This is a genomic window from Georgenia sp. Z1344 (assembly GCF_049856295.1).
Lineage (GTDB): Bacteria > Actinomycetota > Actinomycetes > Actinomycetales > Actinomycetaceae > JB111.
In genome coordinates this window covers 130,356-151,667 of record NZ_JBNDMZ010000001.1, presented here as the reverse complement: position 1 = coordinate 151,667, position 21,312 = coordinate 130,356, and the positions used below count along the sequence as shown (strand labels likewise).

Annotated in this window: 20 protein-coding genes; 5 read left to right on the top strand and 15 right to left on the bottom strand. The window is 74.3% G+C overall.

Features of this window, described 5'->3' with window-relative positions; translation table 11 throughout:
- The first annotated feature begins 173 nt into the window (after positions 1 to 173).
- Positions 174 to 2,096 carry a fibronectin type III domain-containing protein gene (locus tag ACPYO6_RS00750; protein WP_425712971.1) on the top strand — a complete coding sequence of 641 codons (1,923 nt, stop codon included), beginning with the start codon at positions 174 to 176 and terminating at the stop codon, positions 2,094 to 2,096.
- A gap of 244 nt (positions 2,097 to 2,340) precedes the next feature.
- Positions 2,341 to 3,129 (top strand): O-methyltransferase, encoded by a 789-nt coding sequence (locus tag ACPYO6_RS00745; RefSeq protein WP_425712970.1) that lies wholly within the window; start codon positions 2,341 to 2,343, stop codon positions 3,127 to 3,129.
- Between the two features lie 72 nt (positions 3,130 to 3,201).
- Here ACPYO6_RS00745 and ACPYO6_RS00740 read toward each other — a convergent pair whose 3' ends face one another.
- Positions 3,202 to 4,083, bottom strand: coding sequence for a GNAT family N-acetyltransferase (locus ACPYO6_RS00740; protein ID WP_425712969.1), 882 nt, complete (start codon positions 4,081 to 4,083; stop codon positions 3,202 to 3,204).
- Between the two features lie 6 nt (positions 4,084 to 4,089).
- Positions 4,090 to 5,256, bottom strand: a complete 1,167-nt coding sequence (ispG, locus tag ACPYO6_RS00735) for a flavodoxin-dependent (E)-4-hydroxy-3-methylbut-2-enyl-diphosphate synthase (protein ID WP_425712968.1) — start codon at positions 5,254 to 5,256, stop codon at positions 4,090 to 4,092.
- A 180-nt stretch (positions 5,257 to 5,436) separates the two neighbouring features.
- On the opposite strand from ispG, the gene ACPYO6_RS00730 reads away from it, so the two are divergent.
- Both ACPYO6_RS00730 and ACPYO6_RS00725 read left to right on the top strand, forming a co-directional pair.
- Positions 5,437 to 5,916, top strand: coding sequence for an SRPBCC domain-containing protein (locus ACPYO6_RS00730; protein WP_425712967.1), 480 nt, complete (start codon positions 5,437 to 5,439; stop codon positions 5,914 to 5,916).
- Positions 5,913 to 6,539, top strand: coding sequence for an ArsR/SmtB family transcription factor (locus ACPYO6_RS00725; protein ID WP_425712966.1), 627 nt, complete (start codon positions 5,913 to 5,915; stop codon positions 6,537 to 6,539). Before ACPYO6_RS00730 ends, ACPYO6_RS00725 begins: the two co-directional genes overlap by 4 nt.
- On the opposite strand, the gene ACPYO6_RS00720 is transcribed toward ACPYO6_RS00725, so the two are convergent.
- The 9 genes from ACPYO6_RS00720 to rpsB form a co-directional block, all read right to left on the bottom strand.
- Positions 6,529 to 7,842 (bottom strand): M50 family metallopeptidase, encoded by a 1,314-nt coding sequence (locus tag ACPYO6_RS00720; protein ID WP_425712965.1) that lies wholly within the window; start codon positions 7,840 to 7,842, stop codon positions 6,529 to 6,531. The genes ACPYO6_RS00725 and ACPYO6_RS00720 overlap by 11 nt on opposite strands.
- Positions 7,839 to 9,197: a 1-deoxy-D-xylulose-5-phosphate reductoisomerase gene (locus tag ACPYO6_RS00715; protein ID WP_425712964.1), complete on the bottom strand. Its 1,359-nt coding sequence runs from the start codon at positions 9,195 to 9,197 to the stop codon at positions 7,839 to 7,841. The genes ACPYO6_RS00720 and ACPYO6_RS00715 overlap by 4 nt, the downstream gene beginning before the upstream one ends.
- Positions 9,194 to 9,721, bottom strand: coding sequence for a DivIVA domain-containing protein (locus ACPYO6_RS00710; protein WP_425712963.1), 528 nt, complete (start codon positions 9,719 to 9,721; stop codon positions 9,194 to 9,196). Before ACPYO6_RS00710 ends, ACPYO6_RS00715 begins: the two co-directional genes overlap by 4 nt.
- The gene (gene rlmN / locus ACPYO6_RS00705) at positions 9,721 to 11,052 is read right to left on the bottom strand and encodes a 23S rRNA (adenine(2503)-C(2))-methyltransferase RlmN (protein ID WP_425712962.1); all 1,332 of its coding nucleotides are present in this window, start codon (positions 11,050 to 11,052) and stop codon (positions 9,721 to 9,723) included. Before rlmN ends, ACPYO6_RS00710 begins: the two co-directional genes overlap by 1 nt.
- A gap of 34 nt (positions 11,053 to 11,086) precedes the next feature.
- Positions 11,087 to 12,106: a phosphatidate cytidylyltransferase gene (locus ACPYO6_RS00700; protein WP_425712961.1), complete on the bottom strand. Its 1,020-nt coding sequence runs from the start codon at positions 12,104 to 12,106 to the stop codon at positions 11,087 to 11,089.
- 19 nt (positions 12,107 to 12,125) lie between these two features.
- Positions 12,126 to 12,683: a ribosome recycling factor gene (gene frr / locus ACPYO6_RS00695; protein ID WP_425712960.1), complete on the bottom strand. Its 558-nt coding sequence runs from the start codon at positions 12,681 to 12,683 to the stop codon at positions 12,126 to 12,128.
- Positions 12,684 to 12,687: 4 nt separating this feature from the next.
- A complete protein-coding gene (gene pyrH, locus ACPYO6_RS00690; protein ID WP_425713187.1) occupies positions 12,688 to 13,395 on the bottom strand; it encodes a UMP kinase in 708 nt (235 codons plus the stop codon).
- A 229-nt stretch (positions 13,396 to 13,624) separates the two neighbouring features.
- Positions 13,625 to 14,464 carry a translation elongation factor Ts gene (gene tsf / locus ACPYO6_RS00685; protein ID WP_425712959.1) on the bottom strand — a complete coding sequence of 280 codons (840 nt, stop codon included), beginning with the start codon at positions 14,462 to 14,464 and terminating at the stop codon, positions 13,625 to 13,627.
- 25 nt (positions 14,465 to 14,489) lie between these two features.
- Complete coding sequence (rpsB, locus tag ACPYO6_RS00680) at positions 14,490 to 15,497, bottom strand: 30S ribosomal protein S2 (protein ID WP_425712958.1); 1,008 nt, start codon at positions 15,495 to 15,497, stop codon at positions 14,490 to 14,492.
- Positions 15,498 to 15,935: 438 nt separating this feature from the next.
- Between rpsB and ACPYO6_RS00675 the strand changes: the two genes are divergently transcribed.
- The gene (locus tag ACPYO6_RS00675) at positions 15,936 to 16,640 is read left to right on the top strand and encodes a murein hydrolase activator EnvC family protein (RefSeq protein WP_425712957.1); all 705 of its coding nucleotides are present in this window, start codon (positions 15,936 to 15,938) and stop codon (positions 16,638 to 16,640) included.
- A 126-nt stretch (positions 16,641 to 16,766) separates the two neighbouring features.
- Here the strand turns inward: ACPYO6_RS00675 and ACPYO6_RS00670 are convergent, their stop codons facing one another.
- The 4 genes from ACPYO6_RS00670 to ACPYO6_RS00655 all read right to left on the bottom strand — a co-directional run bounded on the left by ACPYO6_RS00670 (position 16,767) and on the right by ACPYO6_RS00655 (position 21,254).
- On the bottom strand, positions 16,767 to 17,738 hold the full coding sequence (locus ACPYO6_RS00670; protein ID WP_425712956.1) for a tyrosine recombinase XerC: 972 nt from the start codon (positions 17,736 to 17,738) through the stop codon (positions 16,767 to 16,769).
- Positions 17,739 to 17,756: 18 nt separating this feature from the next.
- The gene (gene dprA, locus ACPYO6_RS00665; protein WP_425712955.1) at positions 17,757 to 19,055 is read right to left on the bottom strand and encodes a DNA-processing protein DprA; all 1,299 of its coding nucleotides are present in this window, start codon (positions 19,053 to 19,055) and stop codon (positions 17,757 to 17,759) included.
- 79 nt (positions 19,056 to 19,134) lie between these two features.
- Positions 19,135 to 20,694: a YifB family Mg chelatase-like AAA ATPase gene (locus ACPYO6_RS00660; protein WP_425712954.1), complete on the bottom strand. Its 1,560-nt coding sequence runs from the start codon at positions 20,692 to 20,694 to the stop codon at positions 19,135 to 19,137.
- Positions 20,694 to 21,254, bottom strand: a complete 561-nt coding sequence (locus tag ACPYO6_RS00655; RefSeq protein ID WP_425712953.1) for a YraN family protein — start codon at positions 21,252 to 21,254, stop codon at positions 20,694 to 20,696. The genes ACPYO6_RS00660 and ACPYO6_RS00655 overlap by 1 nt, the downstream gene beginning before the upstream one ends.
- Between the last annotated feature and the right edge of the window lie 58 nt (positions 21,255 to 21,312).

Below are 21,312 nucleotides of genomic sequence, written 5' to 3'. Positions count from 1 at the left end.
GCCCGGCAGTGACGCGCGGGTAGCCGCGGGTCGGGTGACACGGGCTGGGAGAGTCAGGGCGCGGTTCACCGGGACGTCGGCGATCCGTCACGTCCCGTTCGCCTCCGCCTGACAGCGTTCCGGTGATCGTTCCGGGCCCCCGGGTGATCGTCCTGCGCCCCCGGAGGAACCTCATGACCCCGCGCCGTCGTCACCTCGCCGCCGCTGCCGGCCTCGCCGCCGCACTGTCCCTCGGCCCGGCCCTCGCGGCGGGCGCCGCCGAGCCGACGCCCGACGCCGTCGAGAACGTGACGATGCTGGTCGGTGAGAGCGAGACCCAGCGCAACTTCTCGTGGCACTCCCGCGGCCTCGACCTCTCCCCCCAGTCGATCGTCATCGCACCGACGGCCGAGATGGACGAGACCGAGTTCCCGGCGGGAGCGCGGACGATCGAGCAGTCCACCGGCGGGCTCGCGGTCAACAAGCCCGGCTACACCTACCACCACGCCACCGTCGACGGGCTCGCCCCCTCGACCGGCTACACGTACCAGGTCGGCACCGAGGACGGCTGGTCCGAGCTGTACACGTTCACCACGGGGCCCGCGTCCGGGGACAGCGTCGACCTCGTCTACGTCGCCGACCCCCAGATCGGCACGACCGACCTCGAGGCCGAGCGCCTCCAGTGGATCGACACGCTCGACCAGGCGTGGGCCACGTACCCGGAGGCCGAGTTCCTGCTCTCCGGCGGCGACCAGGTGGACCGCGTCATCGCCGACGACGCCGAGTACGACGCCTTCCACGAGCCCGTCCAGCTCACGCAGTTCCCGCTGGCCACCACGCTCGGCAACCACGACGTCGCGCACTTCCTCACCTACGGGAACCACTTCAACCTCCCGCGGAACGGCGGACGGCCTGGCAGCGGCTTCAACTACCACTACACGTACAACGGGACGCTGTTCATCCACCTCAACAGCAACAACCTCATCCACGGCTCGCTCGTCGACTACGCGCGGGCGGCGATCGAGCAGAACCCGTCGCAGTGGGTCGTCGTCACGTTCCACCACTCGATCTACTCCGTCGCCACGCACGCCACGGACATCGACGCCGAGGACTTCGGCATCATCGACGGCCGCCGCACGGCGCTCTCCCAGGGAATGTCCGAGCTCGGGGTCGACCTCGTCCTGTCCGGCCACGACCACTACTACACGCGCACGCCGCTGATGAACCGGGGCGTGCCGGTCGGCGAGCCGGACGGTGACCCGACCGTCGGTCCCGACTTCCTCGCCCCGGGCGAGGGGGACGTCCTCTACGTCACCGGCACGACGGCGTCGGGCTCGAAGTTCTACGGGCGCAACGACGAGCTGCCCGAGCCCGCCGAGTGGGGCGAGGTCGAGAACTCGGAGAACGTGGCGAACTACAGCCACCTGAGCATCGACGAGTGCGCGATCACGGTGACGACGCACCGCGCGGAGGCCGCGACCAACGTGTCGACGGGCGCCTCCTTCCCGGACAACAGCGTGGTCGACGAGGTCACCCTCAGCGGCGACGAGACCGCCCCCGCGATCGGCGCGCCCGCGCTCACCGTGACCGCCGGCGACCCGTGGGACGCGCTGACCGGCGTCCAGGTGACCGACAACTGCGACACGGTCGCGATCGAGCCCGAGGTCAGCGGCGTCATCGACACGACGACGCCCGGCGAGTACACGCTCACCTACACGGCGACCGACCGCTCCGGGAACAGCTCGAGCGTCGAGCGGACGGTGACGGTCGAGCCGGCGCCCGAGCCGACCGAGGAGCCAACGGAGGACCCGACCGGGTCGCCCACCGAGACCCCGACCGACGGCCCCGGCGAGACGCCGACGGACGGTCCGTCGGAGAGCCCGTCCGAGGCCCCGACGGACGGTGCGTCCGAGACCCCCTCCGACGACGACGAGCCCGGCCCCACCCAGGTCGCGGGTCCGATTGCCGGGAACGACGGCCGCGGCGGCGGGCGCCACGGCGGGGGCGGCGGGTCGCTGCCGGACACCGGGGCCACTGTCGGCGGCACGATCGCCGTGGCGGCCGTGCTCGCGCTCGCGGGCGGGGCGCTCTACGGGATCCGTCGCCGGATGGCCTGACGCGCGAGGCGGCGCGCTCACCCACCCGATCGTCGAGAGTGCGGGTGAGGGCAGTCGTCGGACGTCGCTCGCTCGTCGAGATTGCGGTTGGGAGCCGTCGTCGGAGGCCGCTCACTCGTCGAGAGTGCGGTTGGGAGCGTTCGTCGGAGGCCGCACACTCGTCGAGAGTGCGGTTGGGAGCCGTCGTCGGCAAGCCCGTTCGACGGCGGGCGTGAGGCTCGGGCGCACCGGTAGCGTCACGGTCATGACCGCGACGCCGAGCAGCTCCGGCCCCACGTCCGACGCCACCGACTCCGACGCCACCGACTCCGACGACACCGTGACCGACGCGTCCGCCTCCGACGCACCCCCGCCGCACCGCTACGCCTCCACCGCCGCGTGGCGCGAGGTGGACGAGTACTTCGAGCAGGCCCTCGCGATCGAGGACGACGCGCTCGTCCAGGCGCGCGAGTCGGGTGCGACGACGACGATGCCGAACGCCGAGGTCGCCCCCAACCAGGGCGCCTTCCTCGGGCTGCTCGCCTCGATGACGGGCGCGCTGCGCGTCCTCGAGATCGGCACGCTCGCCGGCTACTCGACGATCTGGTTCGCCCGCGCGGTGGGCCTGGCCGGCCGGGTCGTCACGCTCGAGCTCGAGCCGGCCAACGCGGCCGTCGCGCGGGAGAACCTCGAACGGGCCGGCGTCGCCGATCGCGTCGACGTGCTCGAGGGGCCGGCGGCCGACTCGCTCGAGCAGCTCGTCGCGGACCAGGTCGAGCCGTTCGACCTCGTGTTCATCGACGCGGACAAGCCGAGCAACCCGCTCTACCTCGCCGAGGCGATGCGGCTGACGCGACGCGGGTCCGTCGTCGTCGTCGACAACGTGGTGCGGGACGGCGCCGTCGCCGACCCCGACAGCACGGATCCGCGCGTCCGCGGGGTGCGCGACCTGGTGGCGGCGATCTCCCGGCACCCCGAGCTCGAGGCGACCGCGCTGCAGACCGTGGGCGTCAAGGGATGGGACGGACTGATCGTCGCGCGTCGCAGGGGCTGACCGGGCGCGCGTCTGCTCACTCGTCGGGCGGAAAAGCCGCTCACTCGTCGAGAGTGCGGGTGAGGGCCGCCGTCAGAGGACGACGGTGGCGTAGGTGCCCTCCTGGCGCATGCCGAGGCGGCGGTAGGTGGCCAGGCCGGCCGTGTTGTAGTCGTTGACGTAGAGGGAGACGGTGGGCGCGACGTCGGCGAGCACGTCGCGCACGACGGCGGCCATGCCCCGCGACCCGAGCCCCTGGCCGCGCCGGTCGGGCGCCACCCACACGCCCTGCACCTGGGCCACGCCGAGGGCGAGCGCCCCGACGTCGGCCTTGAAGACGACGCGCTCCTGCCCGGTCTCGGGGTGCGGCTCGGTGCGGATCCACGTCCGCCCCAGCGAGAGGAGCGAGCGCACGCGCCGGACGTAGCCGTTGCCGTAGCGGGTGGGGTCGTAGCCGACCTCCTCGATGAACATCGCCACCGACGCCGGTGCCACGATCGGCGCCTCGGCCACGGTCCCGCGCCGCACCTGCGGGTCCGGCTCGACCGTCGCGGGCGAGTCCATGACGAGCAGCGGCTGGTTCCCGCGGATCTCGCGCGGCCGCCCCCAGCGCTGCTCGAGGAAGGACCACAGCGAGAGGACCTGCTCCGCGTCGCCGAGCACGGAGCTCGAGGCACGGCCGTGGTCGGCGATCGTCTGCGCGATCGCGGGCCGCTGCTCGGCGGTGGTCCCGACCGGCACGATGTTCGCGCCGACCCAGGTGAGGGCCTCGAGCCCCTGCTCGCCGTCGATGCCGAGCATGCGGGAGCCGGGCGTCGAGGTGTCGAACCGGCCCCCCACCACCTGGACGGCGGCGAGCGTCGAGGTCAGCGGGTAGTGCGCGCACAGCTGCCCGGCATCGGCCGCACGCTCGTGGCCGAGGACGGAGACCGCGGCCGCCGCGTCACGCCGCGCGGAGGCCCGGAACAGCCGCATCCGCGGTCAGTGGACGGTGACGGCCGGTGCCGCACCGGCCTCGTCCTCGAGCCCCATCTCGGCCGCGATGCGGTTCGCCTCCTGGATGAGGGTGTCGACGATCTGGTCCTCCGGCACGGTCCGGATGACCTCGCCCTTGACGAAGATCTGGCCCTTGCCGTTGCCGGACGCCACCCCGAGGTCGGCCTCGCGTGCCTCGCCCGGGCCGTTGACGACGCAGCCCATGACGGCCACCCGGAGCGGGACGGTGAGGTCCTTGAGCCCCTCGGTGACCTCCTCGGCCAGGGTGTAGACGTCGACCTGCGCGCGCCCGCACGACGGGCACGAGACGATCTCCAGCGTCCGCGGCCGCAGGTTGAGCGACTCGAGGATCTGGTTGCCGACCTTGACCTCCTCGGCCGGCGGGGCGGACAGCGAGACGCGGATCGTGTCGCCGATGCCCTGCGAGAGCAGCGCGCCGAACGCCACGGACGACTTGATCGTGCCCTGGAAGGCGGGGCCGGCCTCGGTGACGCCGAGGTGCAGCGGCCAGTCGCCGGCCTCGGAGAGCAGCTCGTAGGCGCGGACCATGACGACCGGGTCGTTGTGCTTGACCGAGATCTTGAAGTCGTGGAAGTCGTGCTCCTCGAACAGCGACGCCTCCCAGATCGCCGACTCGGCGAGGGCCTCCGGCGTGGCCGAGCCGTACTTCTTCAGCAGGCGCGGGTCGAGTGAGCCGGCGTTGACGCCGATCCGGATCGACGTGCCGTGGTCCTTGGCCGCCTGGGCGATCTCCTTGACCTGGTCGTCGAACTTGCGGATGTTGCCGGGGTTGACGCGCACGGCGCCGCAGCCGGCCTCGATCGCCGCGTAGACGTACTTCGGCTGGAAGTGGATGTCCGCGATGACCGGGATCGTCGACTTCGCCGCGATGACCTTGAGGGCCTCGGCGTCCTTGTCCGTGGGGCACGCGACCCGCACGATGTCGCAGCCGGTGGCCACGAGCTCGGCGATCTGCTGGAGCGTGGCGCCGATGTCGTGGGTCTTCGTCGTCGTCATCGACTGGACCGAGACCGGGGCCCCGTCGCCGACAGGGACGTCGCCCACCATGATGCGGCGGGTCTTGCGCCGCGGCGCCAGCACGGGCGGCGGCTGCTTGACGGTCGGGATGCCGAGATTGATGGGGACGCTCACCCGCCCAGTATCGCACCGCCGTCCAGACACGTCCCGCGTGCGAGACCGGCGACACGATCCACGGCGCACGACGACGAACGGCACATGCAAACGACCGCCTGCACCTGGCGGCCGCGGGCTCTATGCTCGACCTGCAACCAGCTACTTGCACAACGTGTCCGTCGACTCGAGGAGCCCGCCATGGACCGCACGCCGCTCGACACCACGCCCGTCGCCGACCTCGACGCCGGCACCATCACCCGCACCGTGCTCGTGCGCGCCCCGAAGCAGGAGACCTGGGAGGCCCTCACGGACCCCGAGGCGATCGGGCAGTGGTGGGGCATGCCCGCCGACGTGCCCGGCGGGATGCGCGAGGGCGCCACCGGGACGCTCGAGTGGCGCGACCACGGCCTCATGCCGATCCGGGTCGCCCGGTTCGACGTGCCGACCCGATTCGACCTCGTCTGGGGCCAGCTCGGCGAGGAGGAGCCCGGCGAGACCGCCTCCCTCGTGCAGTTCACCCTCGACGACGACGGACAGGGCCGCACCCTCGTCACCGTGCTCGAGTCCGGGTTCCGGCACCTGCCGACCGCCGAGCGCCGAGCGGCGATGGACGACAACGTCGGCGGATGGATCCAGGTGCTGGACTCGTTCGTCGCCCACGTCGAGGCGCGGGCGTGACGGCCGGCGCAACGCGCCAGACACCGGGCGGAGCCTCGGGGCAATCGGCGAGCGCCGCGTCCGGCGGGCCGGCGGTGACCGCGGACTCCCCCGGCGGCCCCCGATCCCCCGGCGACCCCGACTCGCCCGCTCCCCTGTTCGCTGCGCTGGCGGACGAGACGCGGTGGGAGGTCCTCCGCGCGGTCGGACGTGCGCCGTCGTCGGCCTCGGAGCTGGCCCGCACGCTGCCGGTGAGCAGGCAGGCGATCGCCCACCACCTCGAGACGCTCGCGCAGTTCGGGCTCGTCGAGGCCGCGCGCGAGGGGCGGCACCTGCGCTACCGGGCGCTCGGCGCTCGGCTCACGCAGCTCGCGACCGCGCTCGAGAGCATCGGCCGCGGCTGGGACGAGCGGCTCGACCGGCTCGCGGCGCTGGCCGAGGCTCGGGCGGCGGACGGCGCCGAGGCACTGCCCGGTGGCGGGACCGAACCCGACGGCGGGGTGGCGCGGGGTGCCGACACGCTGCCCGACGGCGGGGCGGCGCAGGGTGCCGACACGCTGCCGGACGACGGGGCGACGCCGGGTGCCGACACGCTGCCGGACGGCGAGGCGGCGCCGGTCCTCGGGGAGGCCGCTAACCCGTGAGCGAGACCGGCACGACGATGTCCGCGACGACGAGCAGCACCGTCATGCCGATCATGAGGGCGACGACCACGTAGGTGAGCGGGAGCAGCCTGGCGGTGTCCGCCGGGCCCGGGTCGGGGCGGCCGCGCAGCCGCGCGACGAACCGCCGCAGCCCCTCCCACAGGGCGCCGGCCACGTGCCCGCCGTCGAGCGGCAGCAGCGGGACGAGGTTGAAGACGAAGAGGGTCATGTTGAGCGCGCCGAGCAGCGAGAGCAGGTCGGCGAACCGCTGGACGCCCGTGTACTCCGGCGCCTCGACCGAGGCGATCTCGCCGGCGAACCGACCCACGCCCACGAGCCCGACGACGCCGGGGTCCCGCTCCTGGAGGCCGAAGGTGGCCTTGGCGACGTCGACGAGGGCGACCGGGAGCCGCACGATGATCTCCGCGGTGCCCGTCAGCTGCTCCCACGCCATCCCGGGAACCTCGGTGACGGAGAGCCGGTCCTGCGCGAACGCCGGCCCGATGCCGACGTACGGCGTGGGCGCGGTCCCGCCGCCCTCGACGGGGCGCTCGACGACCTCGGGCGTCACCGTGAGCGCGACCTCGGCGCCGTCGCGCTCGACGACGACGTCGGTGGGGACGGCCCCGCCGCTCGCGATCGTCTCCTGCACCTCGGTCCACTCCTCGACTTCCACGCCGCCCCAGCTGACGATCTCGTCGCCGGGCTGCAGGCCGGCCGCGGCGCCCGGTCCCGCGAGGCAGTCGGCATCGCCCGGGGCGGGCGTCGTCGGGCTCTCGTCCGTGCCGCCATCCCCCGTGCCCGCCGACGTGGCGACGCACTCCTGGACCGAGTCGAGGGTGGTGGTGGGCGCGGAGATCCCGATCCCGCACACGACGATCGCGAGGAGGATGACCGACAGGACGAGGTTGACGAGCGGGCCGCCCATCATGACGACGATCTTCTTCCCGACCGGCAGTCGGTGGAACGCGCGGTGCTCCTGGCCCTCGGGGACCTCCTCGGCGGAGATCTCGCGGGCCTCCTGCGCGAGCGTGGGCCGGCCGTCCTTGCGGTGCGTGCGGCGCCCGGGGCGGGCGGGGGCGAACATGCCGGCGAGCGTGACGAACCCGCCGAGCGGGATCGCCTTGAGGCCGTACTCGGTCTCGCCGCGGCGCGTCGACCACAGGGTGGGGCCGAAGCCGACGAAGTAGCGCGGGACGAGGACGCCGAACCGCTTGGCCGGGACGAGGTGCCCGAGCTCGTGCAGGCCGATCGAGGCGACGAGCCCGACCGCGAGGACGAGGACGCCGAGGAGGAAGCTCACGCGGCCGCGACGAGCTCGCGCGCGCGGGCGCGGGCCGAGCTCTCGGCGGCCTCGACGTCGGCGAGCACCGGCTGCGCGACGCCGTCGTGCTCGGCGAGGACGCGCTCGACGACGTCGAGGATCCCCAGGTAGGGCAGCCGCCCGGCGATGAACCCGGCCACGGCCTCCTCGTTGGCGGCGTTGACGACCGCGGGGTGCGTGGCCGAGGCGGTGAGGGCGGACCGGACGAGGGAGACGGCGGGGAACGTCGCGTCGTCGAGGGGCTCGAACGTCCACGAGGTCGCGGCGTCCCACGCGCACGGCGTCGCGACGCCCGGCAGGCGGCGCGGCCAGGACAGGCCGAGCGCGATCGGCAGGCGCATGTCGGGCGGGGAGGCCTGGGCGAGCGTGGAGCCGTCGACGCTCTCGATCATCGAGTGGACGATCGACTGCGGGTGGACGACGACCGTGATGTCGTCGGGCGCCACGTCGAACAGGAGCGACGCCTCGGCGAGCTCGAGCGCCTTGTTCATCAGGGTCGAGGAGTTGATGGTGACGACCGGGCCCATCGCCCAGGTCGGGTGCGCGAGTGCCTGCTCGACCGTGACGTCGGCGAGCTGGTCGCGCGTGCGCCCGCGGAACGGGCCGCCGGACGCGGTGAGGACGAGCCGGCGCACGTCGCTCACTCCGGTGACGACCGGCGAGGTCAGGCCCTTCTCGTGGCGCACTCCCCCGAGCGCCTGCGCCATCGCCGAGTGCTCGGAGTCGACGGGGATGATCTGGCCGGGCCGCGTGAGCGCCTGCGCGACCAGCGCGCCGCCGGCGACGAGGGACTCCTTGTTGGCGAGCGCCAGGGTCGCGCCCGAGGCGAGGGCGGCGAGCGTGGGGCGCAGACCGACCGAGCCGGTGATGCCGTTGAGCACGACGGCGGAGGGAGGCTCCCAGTACGCGTCACCAGGGCCGGACTGCTCCGGCGATTCGTCGAGATTGCGGTTCGTCGCCGTCGAGACTGCGGTTCGTCGCCGTCGAGACTGCGGTTCGTCGTCGTCGGCCGTGCGACCGGGACCGCCGAGCATGCCCGCGAGCTCGGTCGAGGCGTCCGTGCCGGCGACGATCTCGGGCAGCGCTGCGCCCGCGCCGAGCGCGGAGGCGAGGGCCTCACGCACGTCCGCGAGGTTGGTCTCGTCCGCGACGCCGACGACGCCTGGGCGGTGCGCGGCGACCTGCTCGGCGAGGAGCTCGGGCCTCGAGCCCGACGCGGCGAGCGCGCGGACGACGAAGCGGCCGGGCTCGTCGGCGTTCGCCCGCCCGACGACGTCGAGGGCCTGCGTGCCGATCGAGCCGGTCGAGCCCAGGAGGACGACCTCGGTGGTCATGCGCGGGCGAGGACGACCTCGACCACGCGGTCGAGGTACACGTCGACGACGGACTCGTCGTAGGCCTTGCGCCCCTGCGCGGGCGGGAAGGTCACGGCGCGGACGTCCTCGGCCGTCAGGCCGTCGCCCACCCGGAGGTACTCCTCGACGCGGGCGAGGAAGGCGTCGACCGCGCTCGCGGAGTAGCCGGTGGAGCCGGGGCGGACGAACCGCTCCCGCTCGGGGCGCTCGAGGCGCGGCCGGAGCGTCCCGGCGAGGCCCTCGACGTGGGTGCGCCACCCGTCGTCGCCGCCCTCGGCGACCGTGCGCTGCCGGCGGCGGCGCGTGTGGCTCTCCTCGAGGCGGTCGAGCGCGAGGTCGACCTGCTCGGGGTCGTAGCCGCCGGGCACGAGGTCGAACGCGGCCTGCCGCACCGCGGTCTCGTCGATGCCGCCGTCGACGTCCCGGGCGCGGGTGAAGAACTCGTCCACCTGGTCGGTGTCATAGCCGTCCTCGCGGCGCCCGACCCTCGCGAAACCCCTCATCACTGCCGTCCCTTCGTGGGCTGGTCGATGACCTCGGCCGCGAGCTGGCCGCAGGCGCCGTCGATGTCCGATCCGCGCGTGTCGCGCACCGTCGTGGGGATCCCGGCGTCGCGCAGCTCGGCGACGAACGCGGCCTCGACGTCCCGCTCGGACGCCGTCCAGATCGATCCCGGGGTGGGGTTGAGCGGGATGGGGTTGACGTGCACCCAGCCCTTGCCCCGCTTGTTGAGCTCCTCGGCGAGGAGCCGGCCGCGCCAGGCGTGGTCGTTCATGTCCTTGATGAGCGCGTACTCGATGGACACGCGGCGGCCCGTGGCCTCGAAGTAGCGGCGGGCGGCGTCGAGGAGCTCGCCGACCTTCCAGCGCGAGTTGATGGGGATGAGCTCGTCGCGCAGCTCGTCGTCCGGCGCGTGCAGGGAGACCGCGAGCGTGACCGGGATGCCGGTCGCCGCGAGCTTGTCGATCGCGGGGACGAGGCCAACGGTCGAGACCGTGATGTTGCGGGCCGACATCCCCAGGCCGGCGGGGGCCGGGTCGACCATGCGGCGCACGGCGCCGATGACCGCCTTGTAGTTGGCCATCGGCTCGCCCATGCCCATGAAGACGACGTTGCTCAGGCGGGTCGGCCCGCCGGAGAGCTCGCCGTCCCTGCAGGCGGCCGCGGCCAGGCGGACCTGCTCGACGATCTCGGCGGTCGACAGGTTGCGGGTCAGCCCCTGCTGGCCGGTGGCGCAGAACGGGCAGGCCATCCCGCAGCCTGCCTGCGAGGACACGCACAGCGTGGTGCGCGACGTGTAGCGCATGAGGACGGACTCGACCATCGCGCCGTCGTAGAGCTTCCACAGCGACTTCACGGTGGCGCCGCCGTCGGCCTGCATGTCCCGCACGCGGCTCACCAGTGGCGGGAGGAGGGTCTCCGCGAGAGAGTCACGGGTCGCGACCGGCAGGTCCGTCATGTCGGCCGGGTCGTTGGTCAGGTGCCCGAAGTAGTGCCGCGAGAGCTGGTCGACCCGGAACCCCGGCAGACCGAGCTCCTTGGCGACGCCGGCCCGCTCGTCGACCGCGAGGTCCGCGAGGTGCCGCGGCGGCTTCCCGCGACGCTTCGCCGTGAAGGTCAGCTGGAGGCGCTCACCGGGGGCCGCGCCCTCGAGGGCCGGCCGGACCTGGCGGCCGGCGGCGGGTGCGGCTGTGGCGCGCGCAGGATCGGCGGTGGCCGTCGCGGTGGCGGTGGACGTCGTCCGCGTGGGCGCGGTCGAGCGCGCGCCGTCGGACGCGGCGCCGGTCGATGCGGCGCGCGGGGCGGGCGTGCGGGGCGAGTTCTCGGAGGTCATGGCGGGCTCAGTGTCTCACCGACCGGCCCGCAGGTCAGCCCGCGGCCCGGGCGAGCGGGCCGAGTGTGAGGTAGACGAGGGGGAGCGTGAGGATGATCGAGTCGATGCGGTCGAGCAGGCCCCCGTGCCCGGGCAGGAGGTTCGACATGTCCTTGACGCCGAGGTCGCGCTTGAGGAGGGACTCCGCCAGGTCTCCGATCGTGGCGGTGCCGACCGCGACGAGCCCGAGGCCGAGGGCCAGCCACAGCTCTTCCCCGAGGAGCACGGTGACGAGCAGGTAGGAGACGAGCGCGCACGCGAGGACCGAGCCGACGACGCCCTCCCACGACTTCTTCGGCGAGATCGTGGGCGCGACCGGGTGCTTGCCGAACAGGATCCCGGCCACGTAGCCGCCCGTGTCGTTGGCCGCCGCGAGCAGCGCCACGGTGAGGACGAGCAGGACGCCGTCGTCCATCCGCACGAGGAGGACGGCGAACGAGACGAGGAAAGGGACGTAGGTGAGGACGAAGACGTCGGCCGCGGCGTCCCGGACGCCGTTCGTGCCGCGGCGCGCGAGGACGGCGACGGTGACGACGAGTGCGACCGCGCCGGCGTAGGCGGCGAGCAACCCGCGCTCGCCCGCGAACCACGTGGCGGCCACCATGACGACACCGCTCGCCGCGACGGGGCCCCGGGCGATGTCGATGTGCCGCTGGGCAGCCGCGGCCGCGAGCTCGAACGTGCCGACGACGGCGACGAGCGCCACCAGCGCGACGAACGGCTCCGGCCGGAAGACGAGCGAAAGCGCGAGCAGCGTGATGAGGCCGATCCCGACGGGGATCGCCCTGCTCAGCTCGCGGCCCGCGCGGGGGCCCGTCCGCACCGGCGCGGCATCCTCGGCGGAGGGGGCGGTGGTGGTGGGGCCGTTCGTCGTCGTGCCCGTGCGGTCGGGGGTGGCACCGGACGACGGACCGGCGCCGGACGAGGGGTCCGCCCCGGACGCACGCCCGGCGGCGGGCCCCCCGGTGACGGGCACCGGGGCGCGCGGACCGGGCGGCGTCGTCGGAACGTCCATGGTGGCGGCCCCTCGTGGGTCAGACCTCGAGGAGGTCCTTCTCCTTGGCCTCGACGACCTGATCGATCGTCTCGACGTGGCTCTTCGTCAGCGCGTCGAGCTCCTTCTCCGCGCGCGTGCCCTCGTCCTCGCCGACCTCGCCGTCCTTGACGAGGCGGTCGAGCTCCTCCTTGGCCTTGCGGCGCACGGCGCGCACCGAGATGCGGGCGTCCTCGGCCTCGTTGCGGGCGAGCTTGACGTAGTCGCGGCGACGCTCCTCGGTCAGCGCCGGGAGGACGACGCGCAGGACGTTGCCGTCGTCGGTCGGGTTGACGCCGAGGTCGGAGGCCCGCAGCGCCTTGTCGATCGCGGAGGACGCTCCCCGGTCGTACGGGGAGATGAGGACCGTGCGGGCCTCGGGGATCTGCAGCGAGGCGAGCTGCTGCAGGGGCGTCGGGGCGCCGTAGTAGTCCACGAGGATCGCGTTGAACATCGCGGCGTTCGCACGGCCGGTGCGGATGTTGCTCATCCGGTCACGGGCCACCTCGACGGCCTTGTCCATCTTGTCCTCTGCCTCGAGCAGGGTGTCGTCGATCACGTGGTCACTCCTCGTCTGTCTCGCCGGCGGTCACCAGCGTGCCGATCTTCTCACCCAGCAGGGCGCGGGTGACGTTACCCCGGTCGGTCATGCCGAACACCCGCATGGCCAGCCCGTTGTCCATGCACAGCGAGAACGCGGCGGCGTCGACGACCCGCAGACCGCGGGCGAGCGCGTCCGCGTAGGTGAGGTGGTCGAGGCGGACCGCGCTCGGGTCGGTGCGCGGGTCGGCGGTGTAGACGCCGTCGACCCCGTTCTTGCCCACGAGGACCTCGTCGCAGTGCGTCTCGAGGGCGCGCTGGGCGGTGACGGTGTCCGTGGAGAAGTACGGCATGCCCGCGCCGGCGCCGAACACGACGACGCGCCCCTTCTCCATGTGCCGGATCGCGCGCAGCGGGATGTAGGGCTCCGCGACCTGGCCCATCGTGATGGCGGTCTGCACGCGCGTGCGCACGCCCGACTGCTCGAGGAAGTCCTGCAGCGCGAGCGCGTTCATCACCGTGCCGAGCATGCCCATGTAGTCGGCGCGGGAGCGGTCGAGCCCGCGGGCGCTGAGCTCCGCGCCGCGGAAGAAGTTGCCGCCGCCCACGACGATGGCGATCTCGACGCCCTGGCGGTGCGCGTCCGCGATCTCGCGGGCGACCCGGAGCACGACGTCGGGGTCGAGCCCGACCTCGCCGCCGCCGAAGACCTCGCCGGAGAGCTTGAGCATGACGCGGCGCCGGGCGGGGGCGTTGCGCCCCGGGCCGCCGGGGGCGATCTCACCCGGACCGGTCCCTCCCGGGCTGGTCCCGCCGTGCGTCAGGTCGGTGTCGGTTCGGTCGGTCATCGGCGCTGGTCTCCTTCGGGCGGCGCGGCGTGTGCCGGGGAGCGGGTCGATCTCGTGCGGATAGGCGGGTGGCCCCGGACCGTGCGGTCCGGGGCCACCAGTGGTGCCTGGGTCAGGCTCCGACGCGGAAGCGGGCGAAGCCCGTCACCGTGCCGCCCGAGGCGCCGACGACCTGCGCGACCGTCTGCTTCGGGTCCTTGGCGAACGCCTGGTCGACCAGGACGTTCTCCTTGTAGAAGCCGTTCATCCGGCCCTCGATGATCTTCGGCAGCGCCTGCTCCGGCTTGCCCTCGGCGCGCGAGGTCTCCTCGGCGACGCGGCGCTCGTTCTCCACCGTCTCCGCGGGGACGTCCTCGCGGGTGAGGTAGGCCGGCGAGTACGCGGCGACGTGCAGGGCGACGTCGTGCGCCGCCTCGGCGCCCGCCGCGTCCGTGGCGACCAGGACACCGACCTGCGGCGGGAGGTCCTTGGCCGTGCGGTGCAGGTAGGACGCGACCTTCTCGCCCTCGAGTCGCTCGACGCGACGGACCTCGATCTTCTCGCCGATGGTGGCGGCGAGGTTCTCGACGGCGTCCTTGACGGTGCCGTCGCCCGACGGGGCGGCGAGCAGCGTCTCGACGTCGGTCGCGCCCGAGGCCACCGCGGCCTGGAGCACGGCGTCGGCCAGCGCGACGAACTTCTCGTTCTTCGAGACGAAGTCCGTCTCCGAGTTGACCTCGACCATCGTGCCGATCTCGCCGGCGCCGCCGGGGCTGACGTCGATGGCGATGAGGCCGTCGGACGCCGCACGCCCCTCGCGCTTGGCGATGCCCTTGAGACCCTTCACGCGGATGATCTCGGTGGCCTTCTCGGTGTCGCCGTCGGCCTCGACGAGGGCGTTCTTGACGTCGAGCATGCCGGCACCCGTCGACTCGCGCAGGGCCTTGATGTCGGCCGCGGTGTAGTTGGCCATGGGTTCCTCTCTGTGCAGGTGGGAATCAGTTGGCGGTGGTGTCGGTCGAGTCCGTCGCCTCGGCCGCGGGGGCCTCGGTGGCGGTCTCGGCAGCCGGAGCGGCCTCAGCGGCCGGAGCCTCGGTGGCGGGCGCCTCGGCCGGAGCGGCCTCAGCAGCCGGGGCCTCCGTGGCCGGAGCGGCCTCAGCAGCCTGGGCCTCCGTGGCCGGAGCAGCCTCAGCCTCGGCGGCGGGCGCCTCGGTCGCGGCCGGGGTGGCGGCGTCGGACTCGTGCGCGGCGAGGAGCTCGCGCTCCCACTCGGCGAGCGGCTCGGCGTCGTCGGCCTGGGCGCCCTTGGCGCCGCCGTGCCGGACGACGAGACCCTCGGCCGCAGCGTCCGCGATCACGCGGGTGAGCAGGGCGACGGAGCGGATCGCGTCGTCGTTGCCCGGGATGCGGTAGTCGACCTCGTCCGGGTCGCAGTTGGTGTCGAGGATCGCGACGACCGGGATGTTGAGCTTGCGCGCCTCGGAGACCGCGAGGTGCTCCTTCTTGGTGTCGACGACCCACACGGCGGACGGGATCTTGCCCATGTCGCGGATACCGCCGAGGGTGCGCTCGAGCTTGACCTTCTCGCGGTGCATCATCAGCAGCTCCTTCTTCGTGTGGTGGGAACCCGCCACATCGTCGAAGTCGAGCTGCTCGAGCTCCTTGAGGCGCTGCAGCCGCTGGTGCACGGTCGAGAAGTTGGTCAGCATGCCGCCGAGCCAACGGTGGTTGACGAAGGGCATCCCGACGCGGCGGGCCTGCTCCTCGATCGCCTGCTGCGCCTGCTTCTTGGTGCCGATGAACAGGATGGTCCCGCCGTGCGAGACGGTCTCCTTGACGAACTCGTAGGTCCGGTCGATCTCGGCGAGCGACTGCTGCAGGTCGATGATGTAGATGCCGTTGCGCTCCGTGAGGATGAAGCGCTTCATCTTGGGGTTCCAGCGGCGGGTCTGGTGACCGAAGTGGACACCGGACTCGAGCAGCTGACGCATGGACACGACGGCCATGGCTCTTCCTTTCGGTGCGGGATCGCCCGCACGCGTTCGGCCCCGACGCTCGGCGGCGGGGCCCTCTCCGTGGTTGTCGGTCGTGACCGGGTGGCCACGACCCCTGGTGCCTGCGACGTCGGCGCCCGCGAGGCGGGACCGCTGCCGATCGCCCCGCCGACCGAGGCCGTCCGCGCGGGGCGGGGGCTGGTGCGGCGGTGAGCAGGCACGCGAAGTCGACCGGCCAGAGACCGGTCGCCCTGTCATGGTAGCGGAGCGGGACCGGGGCTCGCGCGCCGATCGGTGCGTCGTGGGACTCACGTGACCACGGGGGCGCAGGTGTTTCCATGTGTCGCACTCCTGAGCACGACGTCCCCACAGGCGGTCCCGCGACGCCGCCGTCCACCGGTCGCGGCGATCGCCGGACGCGGTGGTGCGGCGATGCGGTGGCCTGGTGCCATGACCCCACGACGCGCACCCGGTCGCCCCGACGACGACGTCGTCCGCCGCGCCCTCCTCGTCCTCGCCCTCACCGTCTGCCTCACCCTGGTGGGCGCACGCGCGCCGGCCGCGCACGCCCTGCCCGGTGCGCCGTCCCCGCCGGGGCCGGTGGTCGGCCCCGTGGTCGGTCCGGTCGGGGGCTCGCTCTCGCTCGCCGTCGGAGGGACCCCGCACGACGCCGGAGCGTCGCCCGGGGTGGCGACCGGCACCCTTCTCTCGCCCGACGTCGATCCGTCGGACGGGTCCGTCGAGTACGACTGGCCCACCGGTGGCGCGGTCCCGGTGCTCGCCCCGTTCGAGGGGTCGGAGTCGCGGTACGGGCCGGGGCACCGCGGGGTCGACCTCGACGTCCGGCCCGGCACGACGATCGTCGCGGCGGCCGACGGCGTCGTCGCGTTTACCGGCCAGGTCGCCGGGCGGCCCGTCGTGTCGATCGACCACGCCGACGGGCTGCGGACGACCTACGAGCCCGTGTCGGCAAGCGTGTCCGCGGGCGACCGGGTCACTGGTGGCGAGGTGGTCGGGACCCTCGCGGCCGGCCACTGCCCGCCGCCAGGGTGCCTGCACTGGGGCGCGCGGCGCGGGAGCCACGACTACGTCGACCCGCTCTCGCTGCTCGGCGACGCACCGCAGCCCGTCCGGCTGCTCCCGCTCGGCCGGTGAGGGGCGGGCGTCGGGAGCAGTACCGCCGATCGTCCGGGTGAGCCGGGTAGGCGCCCGGGCGTGTTGGGCGCGCGGGCGTGTTGGGCGCGCGGGCGTGTCGGGCTCGCGGGTAGGCCTGGACGGGTGTCAGGCGCGCGGGTGGGCCTGCGTGAAGACGGACCGCAGGCGCTCGGGGCTGACGTGGGTGTACCGCTGCGTCGTGGCGAGCGAGGAGTGGCCGAGGATCTCCTGGACCGAGCGGAGGTCCGAGCCGCCGGCGAGCAGGTGCGTCGCGGCGGAGTGCCGCAACCCGTGCGGGGCGAGGTCGGCGACGCCGGCGAGCGCCGTCGCCCGGTGGAGCATGCCGCGCACGGTCCGGGCATCGATGCGAGAGCCCCGGACACCGACGAACAGCGCCCGCTCCCCCGCGCGCACCGGGAGCGACGGGCGCCCCTCGTCCGTCCAGCGGCGCACGGCCTCGGCCGCCGGGACGCCGAGCGGGACGACCCGTTCCTTGTTCCCCTTGCCGACCACGCGGACCGTGCGCTCGGCGAGGTCGACGGCGCCGAGGTCGAGCGAGACGAGTTCCCCGACCCGCAGGCCGGTCGCGTAGAGGAGCTCGAGGGCGGCGTGGTCGCGCAGGTGGGTGGGGTCGCCGTCCTCGGCGCGCTCGGCGGCGGAGCCGAGCAGCTGCTCGACGGCATCGACCCCGAGGACGGTCGGCAGGTGGCGGTCGGGGCGCGGCGACCGCAGGCGTTGCGCGGGATCGACGTCGACCCGGCCGGAGCGCGCGAGCCAGGCGCCGAGGGACCGCACGGCGGCCGCACGACGCGCGAGGGTCGAGCGCGCGAGCCCCTCGGACCGTTGGCCGGCGAGCCACGATCGCAGGTCCGTGAGATCGATGGCCGTGAGGTCGACCTCGGAGTCGTCGTCGGCGTGCCCGAGGTGGACGAGGAGCGTGGTGACGTCGCCGAGGTACGCGCGCACGGTGTGCGCGGAGAGCCCCCGCTCACCCGCGAGGTGACGCTCGAACCCGGCGAGCAGCTCCCCGCGCGGGACGACCGAGGTGGTTGCGGCGGCCGCGGCGGACCCGTCCGACCCGGCGATCGTCCCCGTCATGGCACGCAGGGTACGCCGTCAGCCGCCGGGACGCTGCCCGCTCCGTCGCCACCGTTCTCCCACCGGCTCGACCCGGCCGGAGAGTTCGAGGAGGCCGAGCGCCGAGCGGACGGTCCTCGTGTCGAGCCCGGCGTTGCGCGCGATGGAGGACTCGTCGGCGGCGCGGACGGCCGGCAGGGCGTCGAGCACCCGCCGGCACGCAGGGTCCAGACCGTCGAGAAGGCCCGGGAGCATCCCGTCCTCCTCCGTCGACGGGCCGTCCCCACCAGGCAGCGGGTCCGTTCCTGCGTCGTCGGTGGTCCCCCGACCGTTCGTGCCGGTCGCCGCCAGGCTCGTGCCGATGGGCAGGGCCAGCTCTGCGAGCTCCTCGGGCCTCGTCACGCACGTGGCCCCCTGCTCGCGCATGAGTCGGTGGCAGCCGGCGGACGCCATCGAGGTGATCGGTCCCGGGACCGCACCGAGCGGGCGCCCCATCGACGCGGCGTGCCGCGCGGTCGACAGGGCACCCGAGCGCAGGGCCGCCTCGACCACGAGCGTCGCGCCCGAGATGGCGGCGATGAGGCGGTTGCGCGAGAGGAACCGGTGCCGCGCCGGGTTCGACCCGGGCGGGGACTCGGCGACGACGGCTCCGTCGTCGAGGAGCTGCGCGAGCATCTCCGCGCTGCCCTGCGGGTAGAACCGGTCCGCGCCGCCGGCCATCACGGCGACGGACGTACCCCCGACGACGAGCGCCCCGCGGTGCGCGGCCGTGTCGATCCCGTACGCACCACCCGAGACGACGACGAGGCCCGCCCCCGCGACGCCGGCCGAGATCTCGGCGGCCGCCGTCATCCCGTACGGGGTCGAGGCCCGCGAGCCGACCACGGCGACGGCGCGCCGCTCGAGCGCGGCCCGGCGCCCGCGGCCCCAGAGGCCGGCCGGCGCGTCCTCCCCCAGGTCGTCGAGGCCGACCGGCCACCCGGGGGCGCCAGGGATCGTGAACCAGCCGCCCAGGTTCTCGATCGTGTCGAGGTCGCGCTCGGGCGCGAGCCGGTCGAGGCGCGGGGCCCACCGCGCGACGGAGGTGGCGAGCGTGCCCCGCCCGACCTCGGCGTCGTGGGGCGCCGCGGGCAGGGCCGTCGCGGAGGCGGCGTGGCGGACCCAGTCGAGCGCCTCGACAGCGCCGAGGACGGCGATCAGCCGGTGCGCCTGCGGGTCGGCCCCCTCGACGAGCCGCGTCCACGCGGCGGCCGCGACGACCTCCGCCGAGCGTTCAGGTCGATTCCCTACCGCGAGTGCGGTTGGGGTTTCTGGCGAGAGTGCGGGTGAGCTGTCCATCGAGCGTGCCAGGCCTTCTTCGGTCGAGAGTGCGGGTGAGGTGTCCGTGACCCGGTGGGCGGCGGTCGGACCGCCGGGCTCAGCCACGGCGGGGCCCCTGCGACCGGAGGGTCATCGCCTCGCCGACGTGCATGTCGCTCGGCGAGTCCGCCCCGGCGAGGTCGGCGATCGACCAGGCCACCCGAAGGACGCGGTCCATCCCGCGCATCGTCAGCCGCCCGGTGTCGACGGCGTCCGCCACCGTCGCCACCGCGCTGCGACCGGTGCGTTCCCGCAGCCACGCACCGGGCACCTCGGCGTTCGTGCTCCACCCGGTGCCGGCGAGCCGGTCGGCGGCGGCCGTGCGAGCCGCGGCGACCCGACGGGCGACGACCGCCGTCGGTTCCGACGGTTCCTCGACCGAAGCGGCCGCGCGCGAGACCCGCGCGACCTGGACCTGGAGGTCGACCCGGTCGAGCAGAGGTCCGGAGAGCCGGGAGAGGTAGCGGGACCGCACGGCGCTCGAGCACGTGCACAGCGCGCCGTCCCGGTCGGCGTTCCCGCACGGGCACGGGTTGGCCGTGAGCACGAGCTGGAAGCGTGCCGGGAACCGCGCCGAGCCGGCGGCGCGGTGGAGGACGATCTCCCCTGTCTCGAGCGGCTGGCGCAGCGTGTCGAGCACCCGGGTGGGGAACTCGGGGCTCTCGTCGAGCAGGAGGACGCCGCGGTGTGCGCGGGAGGCGGCGCCGGGCCGCGGCAGCCCGGACCCGCCGCCGACGATCGCGACGGCGGTCGCCGTGTGGTGCGGCTCCTCGAACGGCGGCCGCCGGACGAGCGAGTCGCCGGAGTACGTCCCGGCCACGGAGTGCACGGCGGTCACCTCGAGCGCGGCGTCGTCGTCGAGGTCCGGCAGGAGGCCCGGCATGCGGGCGGCCAGCATCGACTTCCCCGCGCCGGGCGGCCCGAGCAGGAGGAGATGGTGCCCGCCGGCGGCCGCGACCTCCACGGCCCGGCGCGCCGGGGCCTGCCCGATGACGTCGATCATGTCGGGCTCCGGCCGGGGCGCCGCCTGGGCGCCGTTCGCCCCACCTGCACCTCCGGACCGTCCGGCGGTCTCCGAACCGGCCGGGAGCGCGGGTCGGTGCGCCTCTCCCCCGAGCGCGACGACGACGTCCGCGAGGTGCTCGACCGCCCGCACGGTCATCTCCCCCACGAGCCGCGCCTCGGCGGCGTTCGCGGCCGGCACCACCACCTCTCGCAGCCCGTGGTCGCGCGCGGCGAGCACGGCGGGCAGGACCCCGCGGACCGGTTGCACCCGGCCGTCGAGCCCGAGCTCACCGAGGAACAGACCGGGGCGGCGGTCGGCGATGTCCCCGGCCGCGCCGAGGACGCTGACGGCGAGCGCCAGGTCGAGCCCGGTGCCGTGCTTGTGCAGGGAGGCGGGGGCGAGGTTGACCGTGGTGCGCGAGGGGCGCCACGCCCGGCCGCACGAGGACAGGGCGGCGCGCACGCGCTCGCGGGCCTCTGAGACAGCCGTGTCCGGGAGCCCGACGATGGTGAACGCCGGCAGGCCGTCGGCGATGTGCGCCTCGACGTCGACGACGTGCCCGGTGGTCCCGACCACGGCCACCGCCCGCGCGTGCCCCAACGACGCGCCCATCAGGCCACCGACCGCAGGTGCGTGATCCGAGGGGCGCCGTCGGTGAGGAGCACGCCGATGACGTCGATCCCGATCCGTGCGCCGCGGTAGGCCTCCTGCCCGGCCTCCGGGTCCCACGGCCGGGCGCGGGTGGCGCGTGCGACGACCCAGGCGCGGGAGAGCCGCCGCAGGCGCGCCGCCTTGTCGGCCGTCACGGCCTCGACGGGGTCGCCGAATGTGGTGCTGCGCCGGGTCTTGACCTCGACCACGGTCCAGCGTCTGCCCTCCGGGTCCCAGGCGACGATGTCGAGCTCGCCGTCCCGCACCCGCCAGTTGCGCTCGACGACGACCATGCCCAGCCCCTCGAGGTACCGCTCGGCGACCCGCTCGCCCCACGCACCGAGCGCGAGGCGCCCGGCCGACGGCGGCGGTGCCTGGTCGTCCTGCGCCTGGTCGTCCTGCGCCGGCGCGATCCCGGTCGCCGATGCCCCCGGTACCGCCCCGCGCGCCGTGCCCGCCGCGCCCACCGCGTCCGCCGTCGTCGTTCTCTCGTCCCGCTCCGTGCCCGTGCCGTCCGGCATCGCGACCACCTCCGGGACCCACCCAAGGCGAGCGGGAAGACGGCTGCCCGGCGTACAC

Coding starts and splice junctions, on each gene's coding strand:
- ACPYO6_RS00745 (WP_425712970.1), top strand. CDS start 2,341: ATGACCGCGACGCCGAGCAGCTCCGGCCCCACGTCCGACGCCACCGAC.
- ACPYO6_RS00700 (WP_425712961.1), bottom strand. CDS start 12,106: ATGGACGTTCCGACGACGCCGCCCGGTCCGCGCGCCCCGGTGCCCGTC.
- rlmN (WP_425712962.1), bottom strand. CDS start 11,052: ATGACCTCCGAGAACTCGCCCCGCACGCCCGCCCCGCGCGCCGCATCG.
- ACPYO6_RS00710 (WP_425712963.1), bottom strand. CDS start 9,721: ATGAGGGGTTTCGCGAGGGTCGGGCGCCGCGAGGACGGCTATGACACC.
- ACPYO6_RS00670 (WP_425712956.1), bottom strand. CDS start 17,738: ATGACGGGGACGATCGCCGGGTCGGACGGGTCCGCCGCGGCCGCCGCA.
- pyrH (WP_425713187.1), bottom strand. CDS start 13,395: ATGCTCAAGCTCTCCGGCGAGGTCTTCGGCGGCGGCGAGGTCGGGCTC.
- ACPYO6_RS00740 (WP_425712969.1), bottom strand. CDS start 4,083: ATGCGGCTGTTCCGGGCCTCCGCGCGGCGTGACGCGGCGGCCGCGGTC.
- ACPYO6_RS00715 (WP_425712964.1), bottom strand. CDS start 9,197: ATGACCACCGAGGTCGTCCTCCTGGGCTCGACCGGCTCGATCGGCACG.
- tsf (WP_425712959.1), bottom strand. CDS start 14,464: ATGGCCAACTACACCGCGGCCGACATCAAGGCCCTGCGCGAGTCGACG.
- rpsB (WP_425712958.1), bottom strand. CDS start 15,497: ATGGCCGTCGTGTCCATGCGTCAGCTGCTCGAGTCCGGTGTCCACTTC.
- ACPYO6_RS00675 (WP_425712957.1), top strand. CDS start 15,936: ATGACCCCACGACGCGCACCCGGTCGCCCCGACGACGACGTCGTCCGC.
- ACPYO6_RS00750 (WP_425712971.1), top strand. CDS start 174: ATGACCCCGCGCCGTCGTCACCTCGCCGCCGCTGCCGGCCTCGCCGCC.
- ACPYO6_RS00660 (WP_425712954.1), bottom strand. CDS start 20,694: ATGGGCGCGTCGTTGGGGCACGCGCGGGCGGTGGCCGTGGTCGGGACC.
- dprA (WP_425712955.1), bottom strand. CDS start 19,055: ATGGACAGCTCACCCGCACTCTCGCCAGAAACCCCAACCGCACTCGCG.
- ACPYO6_RS00655 (WP_425712953.1), bottom strand. CDS start 21,254: ATGCCGGACGGCACGGGCACGGAGCGGGACGAGAGAACGACGACGGCG.
- ACPYO6_RS00730 (WP_425712967.1), top strand. CDS start 5,437: ATGGACCGCACGCCGCTCGACACCACGCCCGTCGCCGACCTCGACGCC.